The sequence below is a fragment of the Lentzea tibetensis genome, assembly GCF_007845675.1.
Taxonomy (GTDB): domain Bacteria; phylum Actinomycetota; class Actinomycetes; order Mycobacteriales; family Pseudonocardiaceae; genus Lentzea; species Lentzea tibetensis.
Genome location: NZ_VOBR01000019.1, coordinates 109,079 through 130,014 on the forward strand (window position 1 = coordinate 109,079; position 20,936 = coordinate 130,014).

23 protein-coding genes are annotated in these 20,936 nt (G+C 69.0%); 2 read left to right on the forward strand and 21 right to left on the reverse strand.

Annotated features, from left to right (window positions below; genetic code table 11):
- Positions 1-8: 8 nt before the first annotated feature.
- Genes FKR81_RS27495 through FKR81_RS27520 form a run of 6 tightly spaced genes read right to left on the reverse strand, consistent with a single transcriptional unit; the run spans position 9 to position 4,351 of the window.
- Positions 9-470: a hypothetical protein gene (locus tag FKR81_RS27495; RefSeq protein ID WP_146355960.1), complete on the reverse strand. Its 462-nt coding sequence runs from the start codon at positions 468-470 to the stop codon at positions 9-11.
- Complete coding sequence (locus FKR81_RS27500) at positions 464-1,693, reverse strand: DUF58 domain-containing protein (protein ID WP_146355962.1); 1,230 nt, start codon at positions 1,691-1,693, stop codon at positions 464-466. Before FKR81_RS27500 ends, FKR81_RS27495 begins: the two co-directional genes overlap by 7 nt.
- Positions 1,690-2,631: an AAA family ATPase gene (locus tag FKR81_RS27505; RefSeq protein ID WP_146355964.1), complete on the reverse strand. Its 942-nt coding sequence runs from the start codon at positions 2,629-2,631 to the stop codon at positions 1,690-1,692. The genes FKR81_RS27500 and FKR81_RS27505 overlap by 4 nt, the downstream gene beginning before the upstream one ends.
- Positions 2,628-2,978: a hypothetical protein gene (locus FKR81_RS27510; RefSeq protein ID WP_146355966.1), complete on the reverse strand. Its 351-nt coding sequence runs from the start codon at positions 2,976-2,978 to the stop codon at positions 2,628-2,630. Before FKR81_RS27510 ends, FKR81_RS27505 begins: the two co-directional genes overlap by 4 nt.
- Positions 2,975-3,565: a DUF4129 domain-containing protein gene (locus tag FKR81_RS27515; protein ID WP_146355968.1), complete on the reverse strand. Its 591-nt coding sequence runs from the start codon at positions 3,563-3,565 to the stop codon at positions 2,975-2,977. The genes FKR81_RS27510 and FKR81_RS27515 overlap by 4 nt, the downstream gene beginning before the upstream one ends.
- 15 nt (positions 3,566-3,580) lie before the next feature.
- Positions 3,581-4,351 (reverse strand): hypothetical protein, encoded by a 771-nt coding sequence (locus FKR81_RS27520; protein WP_146355969.1) that lies wholly within the window; start codon positions 4,349-4,351, stop codon positions 3,581-3,583.
- 55 nt (positions 4,352-4,406) lie between these two features.
- Between FKR81_RS27520 and FKR81_RS27525 the strand changes: the two genes are divergently transcribed.
- Positions 4,407-4,838: a hypothetical protein gene (locus FKR81_RS27525; protein WP_146355971.1), complete on the forward strand. Its 432-nt coding sequence runs from the start codon at positions 4,407-4,409 to the stop codon at positions 4,836-4,838.
- Here FKR81_RS27525 and FKR81_RS27530 read toward each other — a convergent pair whose 3' ends face one another.
- Positions 4,839-5,447 carry a uracil-DNA glycosylase gene (locus tag FKR81_RS27530; RefSeq protein WP_328593162.1) on the reverse strand — a complete coding sequence of 203 codons (609 nt, stop codon included), beginning with the start codon at positions 5,445-5,447 and terminating at the stop codon, positions 4,839-4,841. It abuts the gene before it with no gap.
- Positions 5,448-5,507: 60 nt separating this feature from the next.
- On the opposite strand from FKR81_RS27530, the gene FKR81_RS27535 reads away from it, so the two are divergent.
- A complete protein-coding gene (locus FKR81_RS27535; RefSeq protein WP_146355973.1) occupies positions 5,508-6,962 on the forward strand; it encodes a S10 family peptidase in 1,455 nt (484 codons plus the stop codon).
- 74 nt (positions 6,963-7,036) lie between these two features.
- Here the strand turns inward: FKR81_RS27535 and FKR81_RS27540 are convergent, their stop codons facing one another.
- The 14 genes from FKR81_RS27540 to FKR81_RS27605 all read right to left on the reverse strand — a co-directional run bounded on the left by FKR81_RS27540 (position 7,037) and on the right by FKR81_RS27605 (position 20,925).
- Positions 7,037-7,984, reverse strand: coding sequence for a hypothetical protein (locus FKR81_RS27540; RefSeq protein ID WP_235921797.1), 948 nt, complete (start codon positions 7,982-7,984; stop codon positions 7,037-7,039).
- 128 nt (positions 7,985-8,112) lie between these two features.
- Positions 8,113-8,460 (reverse strand): hypothetical protein, encoded by a 348-nt coding sequence (locus FKR81_RS27545; protein WP_146355978.1) that lies wholly within the window; start codon positions 8,458-8,460, stop codon positions 8,113-8,115.
- A 139-nt stretch (positions 8,461-8,599) separates the two neighbouring features.
- Positions 8,600-8,986 carry a hypothetical protein gene (locus tag FKR81_RS27550; RefSeq protein ID WP_146355980.1) on the reverse strand — a complete coding sequence of 129 codons (387 nt, stop codon included), beginning with the start codon at positions 8,984-8,986 and terminating at the stop codon, positions 8,600-8,602.
- 192 nt (positions 8,987-9,178) lie between these two features.
- Positions 9,179-10,174: an ABC transporter ATP-binding protein gene (locus tag FKR81_RS27555; RefSeq protein WP_146355982.1), complete on the reverse strand. Its 996-nt coding sequence runs from the start codon at positions 10,172-10,174 to the stop codon at positions 9,179-9,181.
- Positions 10,167-11,144 (reverse strand): ABC transporter ATP-binding protein, encoded by a 978-nt coding sequence (locus FKR81_RS27560; RefSeq protein WP_146355984.1) that lies wholly within the window; start codon positions 11,142-11,144, stop codon positions 10,167-10,169. Before FKR81_RS27560 ends, FKR81_RS27555 begins: the two co-directional genes overlap by 8 nt.
- Before the next feature lie 5 nt (positions 11,145-11,149).
- Entirely contained in the window at positions 11,150-12,082 is a 933-nt protein-coding gene (locus FKR81_RS27565; protein ID WP_146355986.1) for an ABC transporter permease, read from the reverse strand.
- Entirely contained in the window at positions 12,075-12,998 is a 924-nt protein-coding gene (locus FKR81_RS27570; protein WP_146355988.1) for an ABC transporter permease, read from the reverse strand. The genes FKR81_RS27565 and FKR81_RS27570 overlap by 8 nt, the downstream gene beginning before the upstream one ends.
- Before the next feature lie 72 nt (positions 12,999-13,070).
- Positions 13,071-14,702, reverse strand: coding sequence for a peptide ABC transporter substrate-binding protein (locus tag FKR81_RS27575; protein WP_146355989.1), 1,632 nt, complete (start codon positions 14,700-14,702; stop codon positions 13,071-13,073).
- Positions 14,703-14,870: 168 nt separating this feature from the next.
- On the reverse strand, positions 14,871-15,827 hold the full coding sequence (locus FKR81_RS27580; protein ID WP_146355991.1) for a Ppx/GppA phosphatase family protein: 957 nt from the start codon (positions 15,825-15,827) through the stop codon (positions 14,871-14,873).
- Positions 15,828-15,890: 63 nt separating this feature from the next.
- The gene (locus FKR81_RS27585; protein ID WP_407936557.1) at positions 15,891-17,216 is read right to left on the reverse strand and encodes a lytic transglycosylase domain-containing protein; all 1,326 of its coding nucleotides are present in this window, start codon (positions 17,214-17,216) and stop codon (positions 15,891-15,893) included.
- 188 nt (positions 17,217-17,404) lie between these two features.
- A complete protein-coding gene (locus FKR81_RS27590; RefSeq protein ID WP_235921798.1) occupies positions 17,405-17,884 on the reverse strand; it encodes a DUF501 domain-containing protein in 480 nt (159 codons plus the stop codon).
- On the reverse strand, positions 17,881-18,246 hold the full coding sequence (locus FKR81_RS27595; protein ID WP_146355997.1) for an FtsB family cell division protein: 366 nt from the start codon (positions 18,244-18,246) through the stop codon (positions 17,881-17,883). Before FKR81_RS27595 ends, FKR81_RS27590 begins: the two co-directional genes overlap by 4 nt.
- Before the next feature lie 127 nt (positions 18,247-18,373).
- The gene (eno, locus tag FKR81_RS27600) at positions 18,374-19,660 is read right to left on the reverse strand and encodes a phosphopyruvate hydratase (protein ID WP_146355999.1); all 1,287 of its coding nucleotides are present in this window, start codon (positions 19,658-19,660) and stop codon (positions 18,374-18,376) included.
- Positions 19,661-19,701: 41 nt separating this feature from the next.
- The gene (locus FKR81_RS27605) at positions 19,702-20,925 is read right to left on the reverse strand and encodes a cytochrome P450 (protein WP_146356001.1); all 1,224 of its coding nucleotides are present in this window, start codon (positions 20,923-20,925) and stop codon (positions 19,702-19,704) included.
- Positions 20,926-20,936: the final 11 nt, after the last annotated feature.

Consider the following 20,936-nt stretch of genomic DNA (forward strand, 5'->3'; position numbering starts at 1 on the left):
GGAGCGATTCAGATCCTCAGCGCGACCAGGGCCGCGACGAGTGCCGCGGAGGCCAGTCCGGCGACTTCCAGCGGCACCGGAGTCGGGCCGGACGGCAGCAATGCGGCGATTCCTGCTAGTGCCAGCGCGACGGCCTGCACCGCCGCGAATCGGCGGGCCGGAGCGCGGAGCGCGGACATCTCCACACCGGCTTTTCGAGGAATGACCACGGCCAACGCGCTGGTGACGTGGACCAGGTGCAGCAGCGGGATCAGGACGAGCACGCCGATGCGCAGCGGGTTGCCGTCGGCGAAGGTCATCACGACCGCCGCGAACGCGATCACCAGTGCCGGGGCCGCGCTCGCCGGCATGAGCACGGTGATCACGACCAGCGCGGCGAAGATCGCCAACTGCACCAGGCCCAGCCCGTTCGCGCGGAGCACGACGCCGATCGCGAGGCACGCGACGGCCGTGACGATCCTGATCAGCACGTCGTCACCACCACCCCGTGCCGCGCCATCAGCGCCAGCCGGGCCCGCTGCTCGGCGGCGATGAGCGCGGTCGCCGCCACGCCCCACGGCTCCTCGGCGTCCGGGAGCAGCGGCGACGGCAGGCTGTCGACGGCCAGCACCAGGTGCCCGCGCCGCGCCGCGTGCACGGCGATCTCGGCGACGGCGTTGTCGAGGAACGGCGAGAGCACCACGACGACCGCGCCGTACGAGATGTGCGGCAGGTACGGCCGCTGCGCCCACCCCGCGGCCCGCGCGCACACGACGAGCTGGTTGCGCAGCCGCAGCAGATGCCGCCTGCCGACGCCGGAGCGCACGTTGAGCTGCGGCCGTCCCAGGTCGACGAGCGCGACCCGGTCGCCCTGGCGCAGGTAGCTCGCCGCGAGCGACGCGGCCGTCCGCACCGCGCGGTCGAGGCTGCCGCCGGTCCGGGTGGTCGTGCCGTACTCGACGGCCGCCCACCCGGCGACGTCCTGCGCGACGTCGCTGCGCGTGTCGACCGCCAGCACGACCTCGGCGTCGGCCTCGGCGTGCCGCTCGCGGACGTGCAGGTTGCCGGTGCGCAGGCTGATCCGCCAGTCGATGCGGCGCAACCGGTCACCCGGCTGGAACGCGCGGATGTCGCGCAGCTCGGTCGAGTCGCCCGGACGCGGCGACCGGTGCGCGCCGACGAGCCCGGCGGCGCGCGGCGGCAGCGGTCCGGCCGGGAGGTACTGCAGCGGCGGCAGCACCGTGCGGCTGTGCTCGACGCCGACGACCGGCCCGTAGACGTGCAGCGCGTCCGGCCCGGCGAACAGGTGGTCCACGCGCAGGTCGACGCCGGGGCCCCAGGCATCGCGGCGGACCTCGATCGGGATCGTCCCCGCGCCGGACGGGTAAGCGCGGGTCTCGTGCGGCAGCCGGACGACGACCAGCTCGGTGTCGGTGGCCGGGTCGATGTCCGCCGCGGTGTGCGCGCTTCCGGGTTCCGCCAGGCGCGGCAACGGCCGGACGGTCACGCCGGGCTCGCCGGACGGTTTGCGCGCGAAGAGGAGGCTGAGCAGCAGCGGCACGCCCATCAGCACGAGCTCCACCTCGTGCATCAGCGCGCCGGCGACCACGAAGCCGCCGCCGAGCAGCGCGGCGCGGATCAGCGCGTCGGTGGCGTGCCAGTGCGCGCCCCTGCTCGCGGCGATCGCGTCGCTGATCCGCGCATATCGACTCATGAGCTGGGCGGACCCGGTACCTGCCCGAGCAGCTCGGTGACGATCTCGACGCCGGTGACACCGGACGTCCACGTCTCCGGGCGGAGCGTCAGCCGGTGCGCGAGCGCCGGTACCGCGCATTCCTTGACGTCCTCGGGAAGCACGTACGAGCGTCCATCCATTGTGGCCAGAGCTCGCGAGACCAGCGTCAACGCCTGCGCACCCCGTGGCGACGCGCCGACCTCGACGGCCGGGTGCTTGCGGGTCGCAACGGCCAGGTCGACGCAGTAGCGCAGCACGTCGTCGTCCACTGTGGTCTGCTCGAGCTCCTGCTGGAGCTCGGCGAGCCGGTTCTCGGCCAGTACGGGCGGGACCTCGGTCTCCTCCTGCTGGCGGGCGATGCGCCTGCGGAGGACCTCGACCTCCTCGTCGGGCGGCGGGTAGCCGATGTCGAGCCGCAGCAGGAACCGGTCGAGCTGCGCCTCCGGCAGCGGGTAGGTGCCCTCGTACTCGATGGGGTTCGCGGTAGCCAGCACGTGGAACGGCCTGGCCAGCGGGAACGTGGTGCCCTCGACGGTGACCTGGCGTTCCTGCATGGCTTCCAGCAGCGCGGACTGGGTCTTCGGCGGCGTGCGGTTGATCTCGTCGGCGAGCAGCAGGCCGGTGAAGATCGGGCCGGGCCGGAACGTGAAGTCGCGGTCGCTCGGGTCGTAGAGGAACGAGCCCGTGACGTCCGACGGCAACAGGTCCGGCGTGCACTGCAGGCGGCGGAAGTCGAGCCGCAGCGCCTGGGCGAGGCTGCGCGCGATCAGCGTTTTTCCGAGGCCGGGCACGTCTTCCAGCAGCACGTGCCCGCCGGCGAGGATCGCGGCGAGCGCGAGCCGCAGCGACCGCTGGCGGCCGACGACGACCTTGCCGACCTCGTCGAGCACGGCCTTGGCTTCGACCTCGACACTCACTCGGTTCTCCTCAGCATCTCGGTCAGCTCGTCGGGCGGCGGCAGCGCGTCGACGTCGATGCCGAGCTTGCGCAACCTCGGCTGGATCCGTTCGCGGAAGCGGACTTCGTCGTCCGCGGCCTGCGCGAGCCTGGTCGCGAGCGTGCTGGCCTGGACGCTCGCGATCGCGCTCGGCGGGTCCGGCGGCGGCTGCCACACGACGTCCGTCGCGCGCGGCAGGTAGCTCGCGAGCAGCGCCAGCGCGGCGGGTGGGACGGCGAGTGCGGTGGCCCACAAGGGATTCGCGCCGAACCGCCACAGCACCAGCCCGGTGACCACGGCGGTGGCGAGCACGATGAGCGTTCTCACGCGAGCTCCCCGATGATCCGCTCCAGCTCGCGCTCGGCCTTCTCGGCGTGCTGCTTCGTGATGGCTTCTTCGCTGAACCGCGCGCGTTGGTACAGCTCGCGCAGTGCCGTCGCGTCCGTCGGCAGGTTCGTCGTGAACTCGGTCGGCGTCAGGTGCGGCTCACGGGGCTGTGCTTCCTCGAGCTTCAGCCACGCCGCGATCACCGCGTCCTTCGGCTCCCGGTTGGCCCGCAGCTCGATCAGCGCGCGTTCGGCGTGCTGCCGGAAGCTCGGCGGCGCGGGCGTCTCCTGTTCGACGATCTCCACGCCCCGCTCCCCTTTGGCGCGCCCGCGGGTGAAGCTGACGGCGAACGCCATGCCGATCAGTCCGAACAAGACGAACCCGATGAGCACGCTCATCAGGATCAGGAACGGGATGCCGCTGCCCTCGGTCGACACCTCGACCTGCCCGATCCCGGACGCCGGCGCCCCCGTGTCGCGGACGTCCGGCTCGACGGGCGGTGGCTGGAAGGTCACCGGCGACGTGCCGCGCGCGGCGATGACGACGAGCAGCAGCGCCCCCACCACCACGACGGCCCGCGTCCTCATCGCACCAGCATGCAACTACCAGGGGAACATCGGGAAGTCCTCGCCGCACCGGCGCGTCTGCTCTTCGTGCCGGTCCTCCCAGAACTCGAACCTCCACCCCGGCCAGCACGCCGCCAGCTCCTCGACCGTGCCGAGCAGTGGTGCGAGCGTCCAGACGCCGACCTCGCGTTCGTCCACGTCGATGTGCACGCCGGACTCCGGGCCCGTGTCGCTCTCGCCGTGCCTTTTGCGTCCGGGCGCGGGAGCGAGCCCGCCGGCCAGGTCGACCAGCTTCGGCCCCGCCCACGGCAGGTCGCAGTGCTGCGCGCTCACCAGGTACCCGCGCAGGGTGCCACCTGCGCGGATCGTGATCACGAAGTCGCCGTCGTCCGGGTACTCCAGCAGGTGCTCGTTGACCAGCCTCTCGATCGGCTCCCGCTCGGTCCGCACCCGCTTCCGATCGACACCGACGTACGCGGCCACGTCCTCGACGCCGCCGTACGCCCAGCGGATCTCCCAGCCCGGCCACGCTTCTGCCAGCTCGTGGAGCCAGGTCTTCCTGTTCGTGACGCCCCCGTGGTGCCAGGTGAAGAGAAGCAGGAACCTGCGCGGGACGTCGATCAGCACCGCACCCTCGCACCAGACGTCGTCCAGCCAGGCCGCGTCGGCGCGCTGCTCACGAACGAACTCGATCGCGGAGTCCGGACCGTCCAGGAAGTTCCGGTCGATGGTCAACGCACCCCATTGGGAGTGGAAGAGCTCGTAGCCGTTCTCGCCGACCAGCACGTAGTTCGCTCGGTCACCCATGGTCGGCCAATGTGGCCCTGCTCGGCGGCCCGGTCAACATCGGTAGGGTTCTCCGGTGGCTCTGACGATGGACCTTGACGAGCACCAGCTCAGACAGCACGAATGCGGTTGCTGCCAGGAGGCGGTCGAGCGAACGTGGAACTTCGTCCGCCGCGACAACGTCGCGCACGCCGTGTACTTCGCGACCTGCTACCACCACCGCGACCAGCCGCACGAGGCGTGGATCGACGCCATCTTCGGTTCCTGGGGCGCGGACTCGTTCGACGACCACGTGACGTTCGGCTGCCGGGTCGGCCCGGTGGCGAACAGCCCGGAGCCCGCGGCCACGCTGGTCCAGGCGTGCCAGGACGGGTCGGGCCGCGAGATCCACGGCGTGCTGCTGTCCCGCGAGGAGGGCCTGGTCCACCCGCGGCTGCCGGAGTTCTGGGACGTCGTCGACTTCGTGCTGGCCAACGACCCCGCGGTCAACGCCCACCTGCACCGCTGACTACAGCCCAGCGCACTCCTTGGCCCTCGTCAGCACGTCCTGGAGCATCTCCTGGGTCAGCCGGCCGGTGAAGGTGTTCTGCTGGCTCACGTGGAAGCAGCCGAACACGCGCAACCCGGCGACCTCCACCTCGACGCCGTGCCCGAACTTGGGCCGCGGCCGCGGGTTCCCCAGCACGGGCAGGAACGCGTCCCACCCGAACGCCCCGAGCACGACCACGGCCTTCAGGGTGGGCCGCAGCAGCGCCAACTCCTGCTCCAGCCACGTCCGGCAGTTGTCGCGCTCTGAAGGGGTCGGCTTGTTGGCGGGCGGCGCGCAGTGCACGGGCGCGGTGATCCGCACCCCGGACAGCTCCAGCCCGTCGCCGATGTGCGTGGCCGTCGGCTGGGACGCGAGTCCGACCTCGAACAGAGCCCGGTACAGGAAGTCCCCCGATCGGTCACCGGTGAACATCCGCCCGGTCCGGTTGGCCCCGTGCGCGGCGGGCGCGAGGCCGACGATCAGCAGAGACGCGTCCATCGGGCCGAACCCCGGCACCGGACGGCCCCAGTAGGTCTCCGAGCGGAACGCCGCGCGCTTGACGCGGGCGACCTCCTCCCGCCACGCCACCAGGCGCGGGCAGGCGCGACACGCCGATATTCGTTCGTCGAGTTCCGTAATGTCGCTCCCATGTCCGAGGAAGAAAAGGCCGAGCCGACCCCTCCGCCCGCTGACGATCTCGTCACCACCCAGCACAGCATCACCGTCAAGCGCCGCAAGTTGAACTACACCGCGACGACCGGGCGCGTCGTGCTGCGCGAAGAGGTGCTGACCGACGGTGCGTTCGACGGGCACAAGCCGAAGGCCGAGGTGTTCGTCACCTCGTACACGCTCGACGGCGCGGACCCGGCGAAGCGGCCGGTGACGTTCGCGTTCAACGGCGGGCCCGGCTCGTCCAGCGTGTGGCTGCACCTCGGGTTGCTGGGGCCGCGGCGGGTGCTGTCCGGCGACGTCGGCGACATGGTGCCGCCGCCGTACGGGATCGGCGACAACCCGGAGACGTTGCTCGCCGACAGCGACCTGGTGTTCATCGACCCGGTGTCCACGGGGTACTCGCGTGCCGCGAAGGGCGAGAAACCCGGTGCGTACCACGGGTTCCAGGGCGACATCGAGTCCGTCGCCGAGGTGATCCGGCTGTGGACGTCGCGCAACGGCAGGTGGATGTCGCCGAAGTTCCTGTGCGGCGAGTCGTACGGCACGCTGCGCGCGGCCGGCCTCGCCGAGCACCTCCAGTCGCGGCACGGCATGTTCCTCAACGGACTCATGCTCATCTCGTCCGTGCTGGACTTCGCGACGCTCGAGTTCAACGAGGGCCACGACCTCGGCTACTCGCTCTACCTGCCGACGTACACCGCGATCGCGCACTACCACGGCAAGATCGACGGCACGCTGCCGGAAAGGCTCGCCGAGGCCGAGGAGTACGCGTCGCGCGACTACCCGTGGGCGCTCGGCCGCGGGTCGCGACTGTCCACTGAGGAACGACAGGAGGCGGTCGCCAAGGTAGCCGCGCTGACCGGCCTGTCCGAGGACTACGTGGACCGGGTCAACCTGCGCGTCGAGCACATCCGCTTCTACACCGAGCTGCTGCGCGCCGAGCGGCGGACGGTCGGCAGGCTCGACGGCCGTTTCTCGGGCTGGGACAACGACTACGGCCGCGAGCAGCTGTCCGAGGACCCGTCGTTCTCCGCGATCATGGGTCCCTACACCGCCGCGCTCAACCACTACGTGCGCACCGAGCTGGAGTACGAGAACGACCTGCCGTACGAGATCATCTCGCGCGCGGTGCACCCCTGGTCGTACAAGGAGTTCGAGGGCGCACACGTCACCGTGGCCGGCAAGCTCGCCGCCGCCATGCGGGCGAACCCGCACCTCAAGGTGCACGTGGCGTTCGGCCACTACGACGGCGCCACGCCGTACTTCGCGGCCGAGCACATGATCGCGCACCTCGCGATCCCCAAGGAACTGCACGAGAACATCGAGTCGGCCTACTACCCGGCAGGCCACATGATGTACGTGCACGAGCCGTCCAGGGTCCAGCAGTCCGCCGACCTCGCGAAGTTCGTCAAGGCGTCCTCGAACGTCTAGCGCGTCCACTTGATGAGGGGAGCTTTCATCAAGCTGAGGTTGATGAAAGCTCCCCTCATCAAGGTTGGGCAGGCTTACGCAACGCCCGCGGCCCTCATTTGGACCGGTGGGCGCGGACGGTCGGACGCAACCCGATATCCGGCACGAATCTCCGCGACCACCGCGTCTGGGTCGTCACGGAGCCGCGCGGGTGAGGTCTGCAGGACGACTACGCCCGACGCCATGTACCTGGCGTTGCGACTCAAGGTATTCGCGTACTCGTCGCGCCCGGAGTGGTACTGGTACGAGTCGATCTCCCAGGCGAATGCGACCTCATCGCACCAGAAGTCAGGCATCCCGATGAACTCACCGGTGGCGCTGAACAGCGGCACATTGCAGTGCGGCGAAGGCAGGCCGGTTCCGCGCCAGACCTGGAGCGCGTCGGCTTCCGCAACCGAGCGGACACCGAAGTCGATCTCGTTGAGAACTCGGCGAGGCAGCGCTGTCCCACGTTTGGTGCCCGTGTCCAGCTCACGACGAAGCTCGAACGGATCAGCCAGCTTCTTGTGCGCCGCCTCGATCAGGATCGACCTGACCGTGTTCCGGTTGCGCACGCGTCGGACCCCGTCGAGTACCGCCCGCTCTGGCGGGGCCAGTGGGACGCCGTCTCGCATCCATGGTGTCGGGAAGGACTTCGTCCGCTCAACCACCGCGAACCCCGAGCTCAACACTTTGTAGTTGTGGGGCAGCAGCAGGTGGATGAAACCTACGTCTGGTGGGGTACGAAGGCCGTAGAGACGTGCAGCCTCGAATCCGGTGACGAGCGCGTCATGGCGGGCATGCAGGAGCGCGGCCTCGATGCGCTGCCGGACCGTCGGCTGTGACCTCGCGAGCAGGACGATGCCAGGCAACAGGTGCAGCCACCTCCCGCCTGGCTGGCACTGCTGGTAAGTCGTCGTCTGGGAAACGCCCAGTTGCTCCAGCGTGCTCGCTCTGATCACGCCGAAGCGGCTGTGCGCCCACAGCTCTTCCTGCTCGACCACCCAGCTCCCACGATCCATGACACTGAGCATGCACCCGACCACCGACAGTTTCGGGTTCGTGGTTGATGAGGGGAACTTTCATAAAGCTGAGGTTGATGAAAGCTCCCTTCATCAACCACGACCAGGGGCTAGGGCGTCCACTTCGTGTCGAAGCAGTTCGCCGAGACGTAGTCACGGGCCAGGTCGCCGTTGCCCGCGGCGGCCTGGCGCGCGGCGTCGCGCACGTACTCGCGGCCGGCCGCGTCGGCCTCGGGCGGGTACCGCGTCACCACGTCGGTCATCGCGGCCAGAGAAGCCGCGACAGCGGCCGCATCGCCGCGCTGGACGGCCAGGTCCCACGAGCGGTACCAGGCGCAGGTGTTGACGACGGCCAGCGTCTGCCGCGACTGGCCGGGCGGTGCCTGCTCCCCGGCGGGCGGGCCGGTGAGCTTGATCAGCGCGTCCAGGTCGGGCGTCACGTCAGCAGGCCACTTCATCAACGGATACTGCGCCCGGATCTCAGCGGGGTAATCGAGAACGGGCGGTGCGGCCGACTGGGCGGTTCCGCACCCCGCCAGCAACAGCAGCAAGAAACAGAAATACCTCATCGGCCGCACCCGTTCAGTCGAAGAGAATTCAGTTGATGTTCCACCACACGTTGCCGTTCCACGTGTCCGTGGAATTGCTGCCGTAGCTCTTCGCGGAAAGGCAGAAAACGGTGCTCGCGCGGAAGTTGGACCCGATGCGGACGCGGGGCGTCGGGTCGGCGTTCTGCAGGCGCACCTCGGAGCCCTCGGCACCACCTGCGCAGCGGCGCCACTTCACGCCGATCTCAGGACCGTCGGTCTTGTTGACGTAGATGTTGGTGCCACCAACGGTGACGGTCCGCTGTGTTGTGTAGTTGACCCACGCGCCCTTGCGCAGGTTTCCGGAAATACCGGACGACGACGCGCTTGCCGGAAGTGCGGTCGCGAACAGCGCCGCAATAACACCGAGCACCAGGAGAACGAGCTTCTTCTTCATCGCCTACCTCCCCAGGAATGGGTGATCGAACGCGATGAAAGGTAGTCAGCGCGAAGAAGTGCGCATACCGCCGTAAGAGCAGCGACTAACAAGATCTAGAGCTACTTGGTTAGTAACCAACTAGTCCGAAGGAGTGACGGCAAGCCACCGAGAGAGTGGGGCCGCACACGGTGAACGGCCCCACTGCATCACTCAGACGACGGCGCGCTCCTCCGCGAAGTGACATGCCGACGGGTGGTCGGCCACGCGCACCTCGAGTGCGGGCACCTCCGTGGCGCAGATGTCCTGCGCCTTCCAGCACCTCGTGCGGAACCGGCAGCCCGACGGCGGGTTGAGCGGCGACGGCACGTCACCGGTCAGCCGGATCACGTCACGCCGCCCGCGCATCGTCGGGTCCGGCACGGGCACCGCGGACAGCAGCGCCTGCGTGTACGGGTGCGTCGGGTGCTCGTAGATCTGCTCCTCGGTGCCGATCTCGACCATCTTGCCGAGGTACATCACCGCGACGCGGTCGGACAGGTGCCGCACCACGGACAGGTCGTGCGCGATGAACACGTACGACAGCCCGAACTCGGTCTGGAGGTCACCGAGCAGGTTCATCACCTGCGCCTGGATGGAGACGTCCAGCGCCGACACCGGCTCGTCGCACACGATCACCTTGGGCCGCAACGCCAGCGCACGCGCGATGCCGATGCGCTGCCGCTGGCCGCCGGAGAACTGGTGCGGGTAGCGGTTGATGTGCTCCGGGTTCAGCCCGACGACGTCGAGCAGCTCCCGCACCTTCTGCGCCCGCGAGCCCTTCGGCGCCACCTCGGGGTGGATCTCGAACGGCTCGCCGATGATGTCGCCGACCGTCATGCGCGGGTTCAGCGACGTGTACGGGTCCTGCAGCACGATCTGGATGTTGCGCCGCAACCGCCGCAACGCCGGACCGCGCATCTTGAACATGTCCTCGCCCTCGAACAACGCGGCGCCGGACGTCGGTGGCTCCAGGCGCATCAGCACCTGGGCCAGGGTGGACTTGCCGCAGCCGGACTCGCCGACCACGCCGAGGGTCTCGCCCTTCAGCAGGTCGAACGACACGCCGTCGACGGCGCGCACCTGACCGACCGTCGACTTGAACAGCACGCCTCGCGTGACCGGGAAGTGCTTGACCAGATCACGAACTTCCAGGATCGCCTCAGCCACCGACGACCTCCTCAGCGAAGTGGCACGCGCTCGAATGGCCGAGCCCCAGGTTGTGCTGCCGCGGCACGTCGACCCGGCAGACGTCCTGCACCCGCGCGCACCGGGGGTGGAACGGGCAGCCGGACGGGATCCGCATCAGGTTCGGCGGCAGTCCCTTGATGGTGTTCAGCTCGGTGCCCTTCTGGTCCAGCCTGGGCATCGAGGCCATCAACGCCTCGGTGTACGGGTGGCCCGGCGAGCGGAACAACGTCACCGCGTCCGCCTGCTCGACGATCCGGCCCGCGTACATGACCGCGATCCGGTCCGCGACCTCCGCGACGACACCGAGGTCGTGGGTGATCAGGATCATGCCCATCTTGCGGTCCCGCTGGATCTCGGCCAGCAGGTCCATGATCTGCGCCTGCACCGTCACGTCGAGCGCGGTGGTCGGCTCGTCCGCGATGAGCACCTCGGGGTCCAGCGCCAGCGACATCGCGATCATCGCGCGTTGCCGCATACCGCCGGAGAACTGGTGCGGGTACTCGCGAACCCGTTGCGCCGCATGCGGAATCTTCACCAGGTCGAGCAGCTCGATGGCGCGCTTGCGCGCATCAGCCCTGCTCATGCCGCGGCGGACCCGCAGCTGCTCCTCGATCTGGAATCCCACCGTGAACACGGGGTTCAGCGCGGACAACGCGTCCTGGAAGACCATCGCGATGCCGGACGCGCGGGTCTCGCGACGCGCTTCGGCAGCCATCGTCAGCAGGTCCTCGTCGTGGAACCGCACCGCGCCCTTGGTGACGAACGCGGGCGGCGAGTCCAGGATGCCCATGACCGCCTGCGCGGTCACCGACTTGCCCGAACCCGACTCACCCAGAACCGCGAGGGTCTCCCCGGCGTCGACGTGGTAGCTCACGCCGTTGAGCACGCGCGCGACGCCGTCACGCGTGCGGAACTCGACGTGCAGGTCCTCGACCTCGAGCAAAGCCACTCAACTCACCTGAGCTTCGGGTCGAGAGCCTCACGCACCGCGTCGCCCAGCATCACGAAGGCGAGCACGGTCACGGTGAGGAAGGCGGACGGGAACAGCAGGGCGTGCGGCGCGACGCGGATGTAGTCCTTCGCGTCGTTGATCATCACGCCCCACGAGACGACCGGGTTGCGCAGGCCGACGCCGAGGTACGACAGCGTCGCCTCCGCGCCGATGAACGCGCCGAGCGCGATCGTCGAGTACACCAGCACGGGCGCGAGGCAGTTGGGCAGCATGTGCCGCACGATGATCCGGGTGGGACTCGCACCCAGTGCCCGCGCGGCCTTGACGTAGTCCTGCTGCTTCGCGGTGATCGCGGCGGACCGCATGATCCGCATCGCCACCGGCCACGACAACGCCGCGATGGACAGCACCACCAGCGAGATGATGCGCACCGCGCCGCCCTGACCGGCCGTGTTGAGCGAGGTCAGGATGACGATCGCGCCGAGCACGAACGGGATGCCGACGAAGATGTCCGACACGCGCGACAGGACCGCGTCGAGCCAGCCGCCGTAGAACCCGGACAGGATGCCCAGCACCGAGCCCAGGATCACGACGCCGATCGTGGCGAGCAGGCCGACGAGCAGCGACGCCCGCGTGCCGTAGATCGCCCGCGCGTAGACGTCGTAGCCCTGCTGGTCGTAGCCGAACCACGCCTCGCCCGACGGTGGCTTGCGGCTGCGCGACAGCATGCCCAGGTTCGGGTCCGCGTGCGCGAACAGGCCGGGGAAGATCGCGATCAGCAGCACCAGCGTGATGATCGCGATGGAGATCCAGAACAACGGGCGCACGCGCAGCTCGCGCCACGCGTCGCCCATGAGGCCGCGGGGCTTGCCCAGCGTGGCGCCGCCACCGGCCTCTGCGACCGCCTCAGAAGTCGCGGACGTGGGGTCACTCATAGCGAATCCTCGGGTCGAGCACGGCGTAGAGCATGTCAACCAGCAGGGTCATCAGCAGGTACACCAGCACCAGCAGCGTGACCAGGCCGGTGACCATCACGCCTTCCTTGGTCTGGATGGACTTGTAGATGAGCCCGCCGATGCCGGGCACGTTGAAGATGCCCTCGGTCACGATCGCGCCGCCCATGAAGGCGCCGAGGTCCGTGCCGAGGAAGGTGATCACCGGGATCAGCGAGTTGCGCAGCATGTGCACGCCGACGACGCGGCTCTGCGGAAGGCCCTTCGCGAACGCGGTGCGCACGTAGTCCGCCCGGCGGCTCTCCGAGATGCTCGCGCGTGTCAGTCGCGCGACGTAGGCCATCGAGAGCGACGCCAGCACGAAGCCGGGGACTATGAGGTCGGTGAACCCGGTGCCCTTGATCGTCGGCGAGATCCAGCCCAGCTGGATGCCGAACACGAGCTGCACCACCGAACCGGTGACGAACACCGGGATCGAGATGAGGAACAGCGTCGACACCAGCACCAGGCTGTCCAGGAAGCCCCGGTTGCGCAGGCCGCTCACGATGCCAGCGGAGATGCCGATGATCGCCTCGATGATCAGCGCGACGATGGCGAGCCGGACGGTGACCGGGAACGTCGCGGCGATGCGGTCCGCGACCTCGGTGCCGGAGAACGTCTTGCCGAAGTCGCCCTGCAGCAGGTTGAGGATGTACTTGCCGTACTGGACGAGTAGTGGATCGTCCATGTTGAACTGAGCGCGCATGGCCTGCACGTACTGTTCCGGGCACTCGCGCTCGCCGCACTTGCCGGCGAACGGGTCACCGGGTACGGCCCACACGAGGGCGTAGATCAGAAACGTCGTCCCGAGGAACACCGGGATCATTTGCAGCAGCCTGCGCAGCACGTAGCGGCCCACAGAGAACTCCCTATCGCGCCGAGCCGGCCCGCGGCGGGAACTCCGCGGACCGGCCCGGCTGAGCGCCGACTATCAGCTGACCTCGACGGTCGCCATGTCCAGCCAGCGGAACGGGTCCATCTTGGCCACCTTCAGGCGCGACGACTTGCCCGCGATCGTCTTCTGGGTCCACAGCGGGATCACCGGCATGTCCTCGGCCATCAGCTTCTCGCCCTCCTGGTACAGGCGGTTGGCGTCTGCCGTGGACGTGGCCTTGTCCGCCTCGGCCCACTTCGCGTCGACGGCCGGGTTCGTGTAGAGGCCGTCGTTGGAAGAAGCGTCGGTCTTGTACAGCGGGTTGAGCCAGTTCTCGATCGACGGGTAGTCGGCGATCCAGCCCGCGCGGTACATGCCGGTCATCTCGTGCGCGTTGACCTTCTGGCGGAACTCCGCGAAGGAGGTCGACGGGGCGAAGGCGCACTCGAGGCCGATGGCGTTCTTGATGCTGTTGCAGGCCGCCTCGGCCCACTCCTTGTGCCCGCCGTCCGTGTTGGACTGCAGCGTGATCGCACCCTTGTAGCCCGACTTGGTCAGGTACTCCTTGGCCTTGGCCGGGTCGAACTTGCAGTACTCACCGCACTGGTCCTTCTTGTACCCGTCGGTCAGCGGGTGGACCCAGCCGTCGGCCGGGATGCGGGAGCCCTCGAAGATCTTCTGCGTGATCTCCTCGCGGTTGATCGACATGGAGATCGCCTTGCGCAGGTCCGCGTTCTTGTACGCGTCGACGTACAGCGGGAACGAGATCGTCTGCAGCTGCAGCGTCGACTTCTCGACCACGCGGTCACCGAGGTCGCCCTCGTACTTCTTGCCCGCGAGCGCGGACGGCGGGAGCTCGTCGATGAAGTCCAGGCTGCCGGACACGATGTCGGCGTAGGCCGACTCACGGCTCTGGTAGACCTTGAACTTCAGGTCCTTGAACTTCGGCTTGTCGCGACCCTGGTAGTCGTCGTTGCGGGTCACGTTGATCTCGGTGCCGACCTGGCGCGAGGTCCACTTGAACGGGCCGTTGCCGACCGGGGCCTCTTCGTACTTCTTCTGGTCGGTGAAGAAGACCTCGGGCATCGGCGAGAAGACCTCGTAGCCCAGGGTCACCGGGAACACCGAGAACGCCTCGGAGAGCGTCACCTCGAAGGTGTTGTCGTCGACGACCTTGAGGCCGCTCATGTCCTTGACCGCGGGCTCCGGCGCCTTCTGCGGGCCGTCAGCGCCGTCCGGGTCCTTGGGGTGCACCTCGGCGTAGCCCTGGATCTGCGACATGAAGCTCGCGCCCTGGGTCGCGTTCGGGCCGTAGGCGGTCCAGTTCCACGCCTTCACGTAGCTCGACGCCGTCACCGGGGTGCCGTCGTGGAACTTCCAGCCCTTCTTGAGCTTGATCGTGAAGACCTTGGAGTCCTTGGTCTCGATCGACTCGGCCATCGCGTTCTCAGGCTTCGCGTCGTCGGCGCTGTACTCCACCAGACCGGTGAAGAGCGCGTCCAGGACGTGACTACCGCCGACCTCGGTGGTGTTACCGGGGACCAGCGGGTTCTCGGGCTCGGTGTTGAACACCGTGATCGCGGCGTCGTTGTTGGTCGCGGCCTGATCGCCGCCACCGCCACAACCCGCCGCTACCACGGCCACCGCGGCCGAGAGGGCCACGACAGAAGCCGTGCGTGATCGCGACATGCGTCCTCCCACCTCGTGGCGACGCCGCGGGTTCGCGAGCGCGCCCTAACCAGGGAGGGCAAACCCTCCCAAAACGTGAGAGGACGTTAACCGGGTGCCACATGGAGCCACACGGCGAACCGGGTTACAAAGTCGTCACGATCGGCTCAATTCAGCCTTAAGTGTCGCTCAGACCAGGGAAAACGCTATCCCGTCGAGGATGTCGTGCTCGCTCGCGACGAGGCCCGAAATGCTTGCGCGCGCAGCGAGTTCTTCTGCGAGTGTGCGCACGACTACGGCGCCGCCGCAGATGACGTCGACCCGGCCCGGATGCATCGAGCCGATCGCCATCCTTTCGTTGTGGGACATGTGCAGCAACCTGTCCACGACGTCGTGCACCTGGTCGAGTGACATCCGGGCGAGGTGGATGCGCTCCGAGTCGTACTCGGGGAGGTCCTGCGCGATCGCGGCGAGCGTGGTGATCGTGCCCGCGACACCGATCCAGGTGCTCGCCTTCGCGACCGGGACGGTCTCGAACGCCACCGCCAGCGCGTCGCGCACGATGCTCGCCGCTTCGTCGATCTCCGCCGCGGACGGCGCGGTTCCGGCCTTTGTGGACTCGGCGAAGCAGCGCTCGGTCAGCCGGACGCAGCCGACGTCGACCGACCGGCCCGCCTCCATCTCGAGGCCGCTGCCGAGCACCAGCTCGGTCGAGCCGCCGCCGATGTCCGACACGAGGAAAGGGCCTTCCTCGGGCTCCATGTCCGCGACGGCGCCGACGTAGGACAGTCGCGCCTCCTCGTCGCCGGTGATCACCTCGGCGGGTGCACCGAGGATCTCCTCGGTCATCGAGAAGAAGTCGTCGCGGTTGCTCGCGTCGCGCGTCGCGGAGGTCGCGACCATGCGGGCGCGCTCAACTCCCTTGCGCCGCAACACGGTCGCGTACTCCAGCAGCGCGGTGCGGGTGCGCGCGATCGCCTCGGGCGCGAGCTGCCCCGTCGCGTCGACGCCCTGGCCGAGCCGGACGATCTTCATCTCGCGGTGCACGTCGCGCAGCCACGCGGTGCCGTCGTCGCGCGCGGTCACGTCCGCGACGAGCAGCCTGATCGAGTTCGTACCGCAGTCGATGGCGGCAACCCGCGCCATGATCACTCCGTACTTTCTTGGCCGCTCCTCCGGAGACGGCGGCGAGGGTCGGCCGGGCGGTGACTAGCTCGGGGTCGTGGAGGTCAGCGAGCTCGGCGAACGCGACGAACTACCGGTCGACGAGGTGCTGCTCGACGTGTCGCCCGACGGGGTGTTCGTGGACGGCGTGTTGGCCGGCGGCGTGTTCGCGGGCGGGTTGCTGGTCGAGGCCGCGCTGCTCGACGACGAGGAGCTCGAGGTGCTCGACGAGGACGACGAGGACGGCGGCGTGCTCGTCGGGCAGGTCGGGATGACCGGGCCGGACGGGCTCGTCGTCGGGGTCGACGTGGTCGTCGAGGTGCTCGTGGAGGTCGGCGTCGACGTGGTCGTCGTCGGGCACAGCGGCGTGCTGGTCGATGGCGGGGTGCTCGACGACGGAGGCGTCGAGCTGGGCGGCGTCGACGACGGAGGCGTGGTCGGCGTGGTGCTGGGCGGGGTCTGGCCCGGCGGCACGGTGTCGTCGTCGGTCGACGGCAGGCTCGGCAGCGCGTCCACGTTCTCCGCGTACGCCTCGGCCCACTCCAGCACCTCGCGGACGTACGCGTCCGAACGGTTGTAGCGGAACACGGCGGCCGCGCGCTGGGTCGGGTTGCGCATGTCGCCGCCCGCCGCGCACAGGTACTTGCCCGCGCCGACCGTGGCGTCGTAGATGTTGTTGGGGTTGGTCTCGCCGTCGTTGTTGGCGTCCGCGCCCGAGCCCGCCCAGGTGGACGGGAGGAACTGCATCGGGCCGACCGCGCGGTCCCAGGCCTTGTCGCCGTCGTACTTGCCCGCGTCGGTGTCCTTGACCGCGAGGAAGCCGAGCGAGCCGTCCAGCACCGGGCCGAGGATGGGTGACGTCGTGTCGCCCTTCGCGTTGACCTTGCCGCCGCGCGCGTGGCCGGACTCGATGCGGCCGATCGCGGCCAGCAGCGGCCAGTCGAGGTGGCAGTTCGGCTTGAGCTCGGCGAGCTGGTCCTCGGCCTGCATGTACGCGTCCAGCATCACGCCGGGGATGCCCAGCTTGCCGTCGGGGACGTTGTCGATGCCGTCGTCGAGGTCGTCGAGACCGCCCTCGAGGTCGCGGAGCAGCTCGGCGCCCAGCTCGTCGGTCTCGGGGAGCCTGCCGCCCGCGCCGAGCCCGTCACCGCGGGACAACGCGGCGTAGATGTCCGCGGGGCCGAGGGGGCCTGCCGCGATGTCCGAGCGACCGGCGACGTTCACCCAGTCGATCATGGTGGTGCCGGTGATGATGGCCGGGGCGAGCATGGCTGCCAACGCCGCCGCGGCAAAGCCGCGCTGACGCGGCGACATGACGGCGGGAGCCGACGTCAGCCTCGTCTTGCGCTTGCCTCGCCGCTTGCTGGGCATAGCCACGGATTACTCACCTCTCGTGCGTGAATCGCGGCGTGCCGTTACTCCGTTACGGCGAACGCCCCCTCGTCGGCCACCACCCACCCTGCCCGAAAGAAACGGCAGTGTCACGAGGACTTGTGTACCGAAGACGGAGTGAAGCCCCAGTACGGTTCCATTCACAGTTGACACAACGGGAATCGCGCTCACGCGCAGTCGCCGGAAGGCCACGAGTCACGCAGCATCTCGAGCGCCTCGTCGCCGAACGGGTTGACCCCCGGCCCCTTCGCCAGCGCGTGCGCCACGTGCACGTGCAGGCACTTGACGCGGGTCGGCATGCCGCCCGCGGTCACCTGGGTGCCGAGCGACTCGATGGCGTCCCGCTCGGCCAGGTACGACTCGTGCGCGCGCTGGTACGCCGCCGAGAGTTCCTCATCTTCGGCGAGCCGGGCTTCCATCTCCTTCATCCGCCCGGTGCCCTCGAGCGTGCTGACCAACGAGTTCAGCTTGGGGCAGGTCAGGTAGTAGAGCGTCGGGAACGGGGTGCCGTCCGGCAGCCTCGGCGCCGTCTGGACGACCGACGGGTGGCCGCTGGGGCAGCGCGCCGCGATCTCGCGCGTCCCGCGCGGCGCGCGGCCCAGCTGCTTCGCGACCGTCTCGAGGTCCTCCGCCGTTGGCGTCGTCACTTGTGCGTCACCGATTCCCACAGTTGCTCGTACCAAGACCTGTTCGCCGCGGGCTTGCCCGACGGCCTCTCCTCTTCCGTCTTGCGGTCCGCGTCACCCGGCAGCTGGACCACGTAGGGCGTCTCCCCCGGCCGCACGAAGTGCAACCGGGTCCGCGCCTCGATCTCGACCTGCGCCGGGTCGCTCAGCTGCTGCTTGCGCTGCTCCAGCGCGGCCACGTCGGTGCGCAGCTTCTCCTGCTGCTGCGTCACTTCGCGGAGCTCGTCGCGCTGGGACAGGTAGGTGCGCAGCGGGACCGCGATGCTCAGCGCCAGTGCGCACAGCACCATCGCGAACATCGCGGCCCGCCGCGTTCCGGTCATGCCGAATGCGCCGCCCGTGCCGGCTCCCGGCCGTTGCGGTGCCTTCGGTCGTGGCGACTTGCGAGCGCGCTCGGGCCTGGCCTCGCCTTCGCGACGAGGCCTCCGGGTGTGACCGCGCTCAGCCACCTCAGGCCTCCGGCGTGTACCTGGGGAAGGCCAGCTCACCGGCGTAACGCGCGGCGTCGCCGAGGCTCTCCTCGATGCGCAGCAGCTGGTTGTACTTCGCGGTCCGCTCACCGCGGGCCGGTGCGCCGGTCTTGATCTGGCCGGCACCCGTCGCGACGGCCAGGTCGGCGATGGTGGTGTCCTCGGTCTCGCCGGACCGGTGGCTCATCATCGACTTGTAGCCGTAGGAGGTGGCCAGCGCGACCGCGTCCAGCGTCTCGGACAGCGTGCCGATCTGGTTGACCTTCACCAGCAGCGCGTTCGCGGCGCGGCGGGAGATGCCCTCCTCGAGGCGCTCCGGGTTCGTGACGAACAGGTCGTCGCCGACGATCTGGACCTTCTCGCCCAGCTCGGAGGTGAGCTGCACCCAGCCGTCCCAGTCGTCCTCGGACAGCGGGTCCTCAATGGACACCAGCGGGTAGTCGCGGACCAACTCGGTGTAGTAGCCGGTCATCTGCTCGGCGCTGCGCTTGGTCTTCTCGAAGGTGTACGCACCGTCGTTGAAGAACTCCGTCGCGGCGACGTCGAGCGCGAGCGCGATGTCGCGGCCCGGCCGGTAGCCGGCCTTCTCGATGGCGACCAGGATCAGGTCGAGCGCGTCGCGGTTGCTGGACAGCGACGGTGCGAAACCGCCCTCGTCGCCGAGGCCGGTGCCGAGGCCCTTGCTCTTCAGCACGCCCTTGAGCGCGTGGTAGACCTCCGCGCCCCAGCGCAGCGCCTCGCGGAACGTCTCGGCGCCGATCGGCGCGATCATGAACTCCTGGATGTCCACGTCGGTGTCGGCGTGCGCGCCACCGTTGAGGATGTTCAGCATCGGCACCGGCAGCACGTGCGCGTTCGGGCCGCCGACGTAGCGGAACAGCTCGAGGCCGCTGCTCGTCGCGGCCGCCTTCGCGACGGCGAGGCTGACGCCGAGGATGGCGTTCGCGCCGAGGCGGGACTTGTCCGGCGTGCCGTCCAGGTCGACCAGCTTCTGGTCGACGACGCGCTGCTCGACGGCCTCGATGCCGACCAGCTCGGGGCCGATCTCGTCCAGCACCGCGGTGACCGCGCGCTCGACACCCTTGCCCAGGTACCGCTTCGCGTCACCGTCCCGCAGCTCGACGGCCTCGTGCTCGCCGGTCGACGCCCCGGACGGGACAGCCGCGCGCTCCAGGGTGCCGTCGTCCAACGCGACCTCGACCTCGACGGTGGGGTTGCCACGCGAGTCAAGGATCTCGCGTGCGCCGACCTGCTCGATGACCGCCACTTGCGCTCCCTATTTCTGCTGCGTCTCGTCTCGGCCTGAGCCTACTTGGACGGGCTGACCGGCAGGTGTTTGACACCGTTCTGGAAGTTGGACCTCAGGCGCGTTGGCTCTCCGTTCATCTCCAGTTGGTGCGGGAGGTCACAGACAGCGGCGAAGAGCGCTCTCATCTGCGTGCGCGCCAGGTGGGCGCCGAGGCAGAAGTGCGGGCCGTGTCCGAAACTCAGGTGTTCCGCTTCTCGTCTGGTGATGTCGAACGCGTCCGGGTTCGTGTAGACGGTCTCGTCGCGGTTGGCGCTGGAGAACCACACGACGACCTTGTCGCCGCTCTTGATCCGCTGGCCGCCCAGCTCGGTGTCCTGTGCCGCGGTGCGGCGGAAGTGCATCACCGGGGTCCACCAGCGGAGCATCTCCTCGACGGCGCCTGGGAGCAGGTCTCGGTCGTTCCGTAGTCGCTCGTACTGCTCGGGGTGTCGCATCAACGCGATCATGCCGCCGGGGATGCCGTTGCGGAGCGTCTCGTTGCCCGCGACCGAGAAGAGCCAGAACAGGTTCTCGAACTCCTCGATGGTGATGTCCTCGCGCATGAGGTTGCTCATCACGTCGTCACCGGGGTGCCGCCGCTTGTGCTCGCCGAGCGCGTGGGCGTACGCGTACAGGTCCGGCATGCCGTTCCTGGCGCGCGGGTCGCGGCCGTCGTCCGGTCGCTGTTCGAGCGCCTTCTTCGCCATGTCCGTCATGCCGGTGGTGTCGCTGCTGCTGAACGCGTACTCGTCGTCCTGGAAGCCGATCACCCGGTTGCTCCAGTCGAAGAGCAGCTTGCGGTCCTGGTGCGGCACGCCGAACACCTCGGCGAGCGTCAGCAGCGGCAGGTCCGCGACGTCGTGGGCGAAGTCGCCGGTCATGGTGTCGATCGTCGATCGCGCGAACTGGGTGATCCGCTCTTCCAACCTGGCGATCGTCTTGGGGGTGAACGCCCTGGTCAGCATGCCCCTGAGCCGGGTGTGCACCGGCGGGTCCTGGTTGAGCATCATCTGTCGGACATAAGCCAGGTCGTCCGGCCGCGGGTCACGGATCTGGGTCGCGCCGCGATGTGAGGAGAAGACCTTCGGGGTGCGCAGGACCGTCCGGACCTCGGCGTGCCGCATGACCGACCAGAAGTCACCGGTCCGCACAACGGGCTGTTTCCTCAGTCGGGTGAGTGCGCCGTGGGGCACTCCGGCGGTATACGTGTCCGGATCGACGATGACCTCGGCATCGGTGGGCATGGAGAGGATTC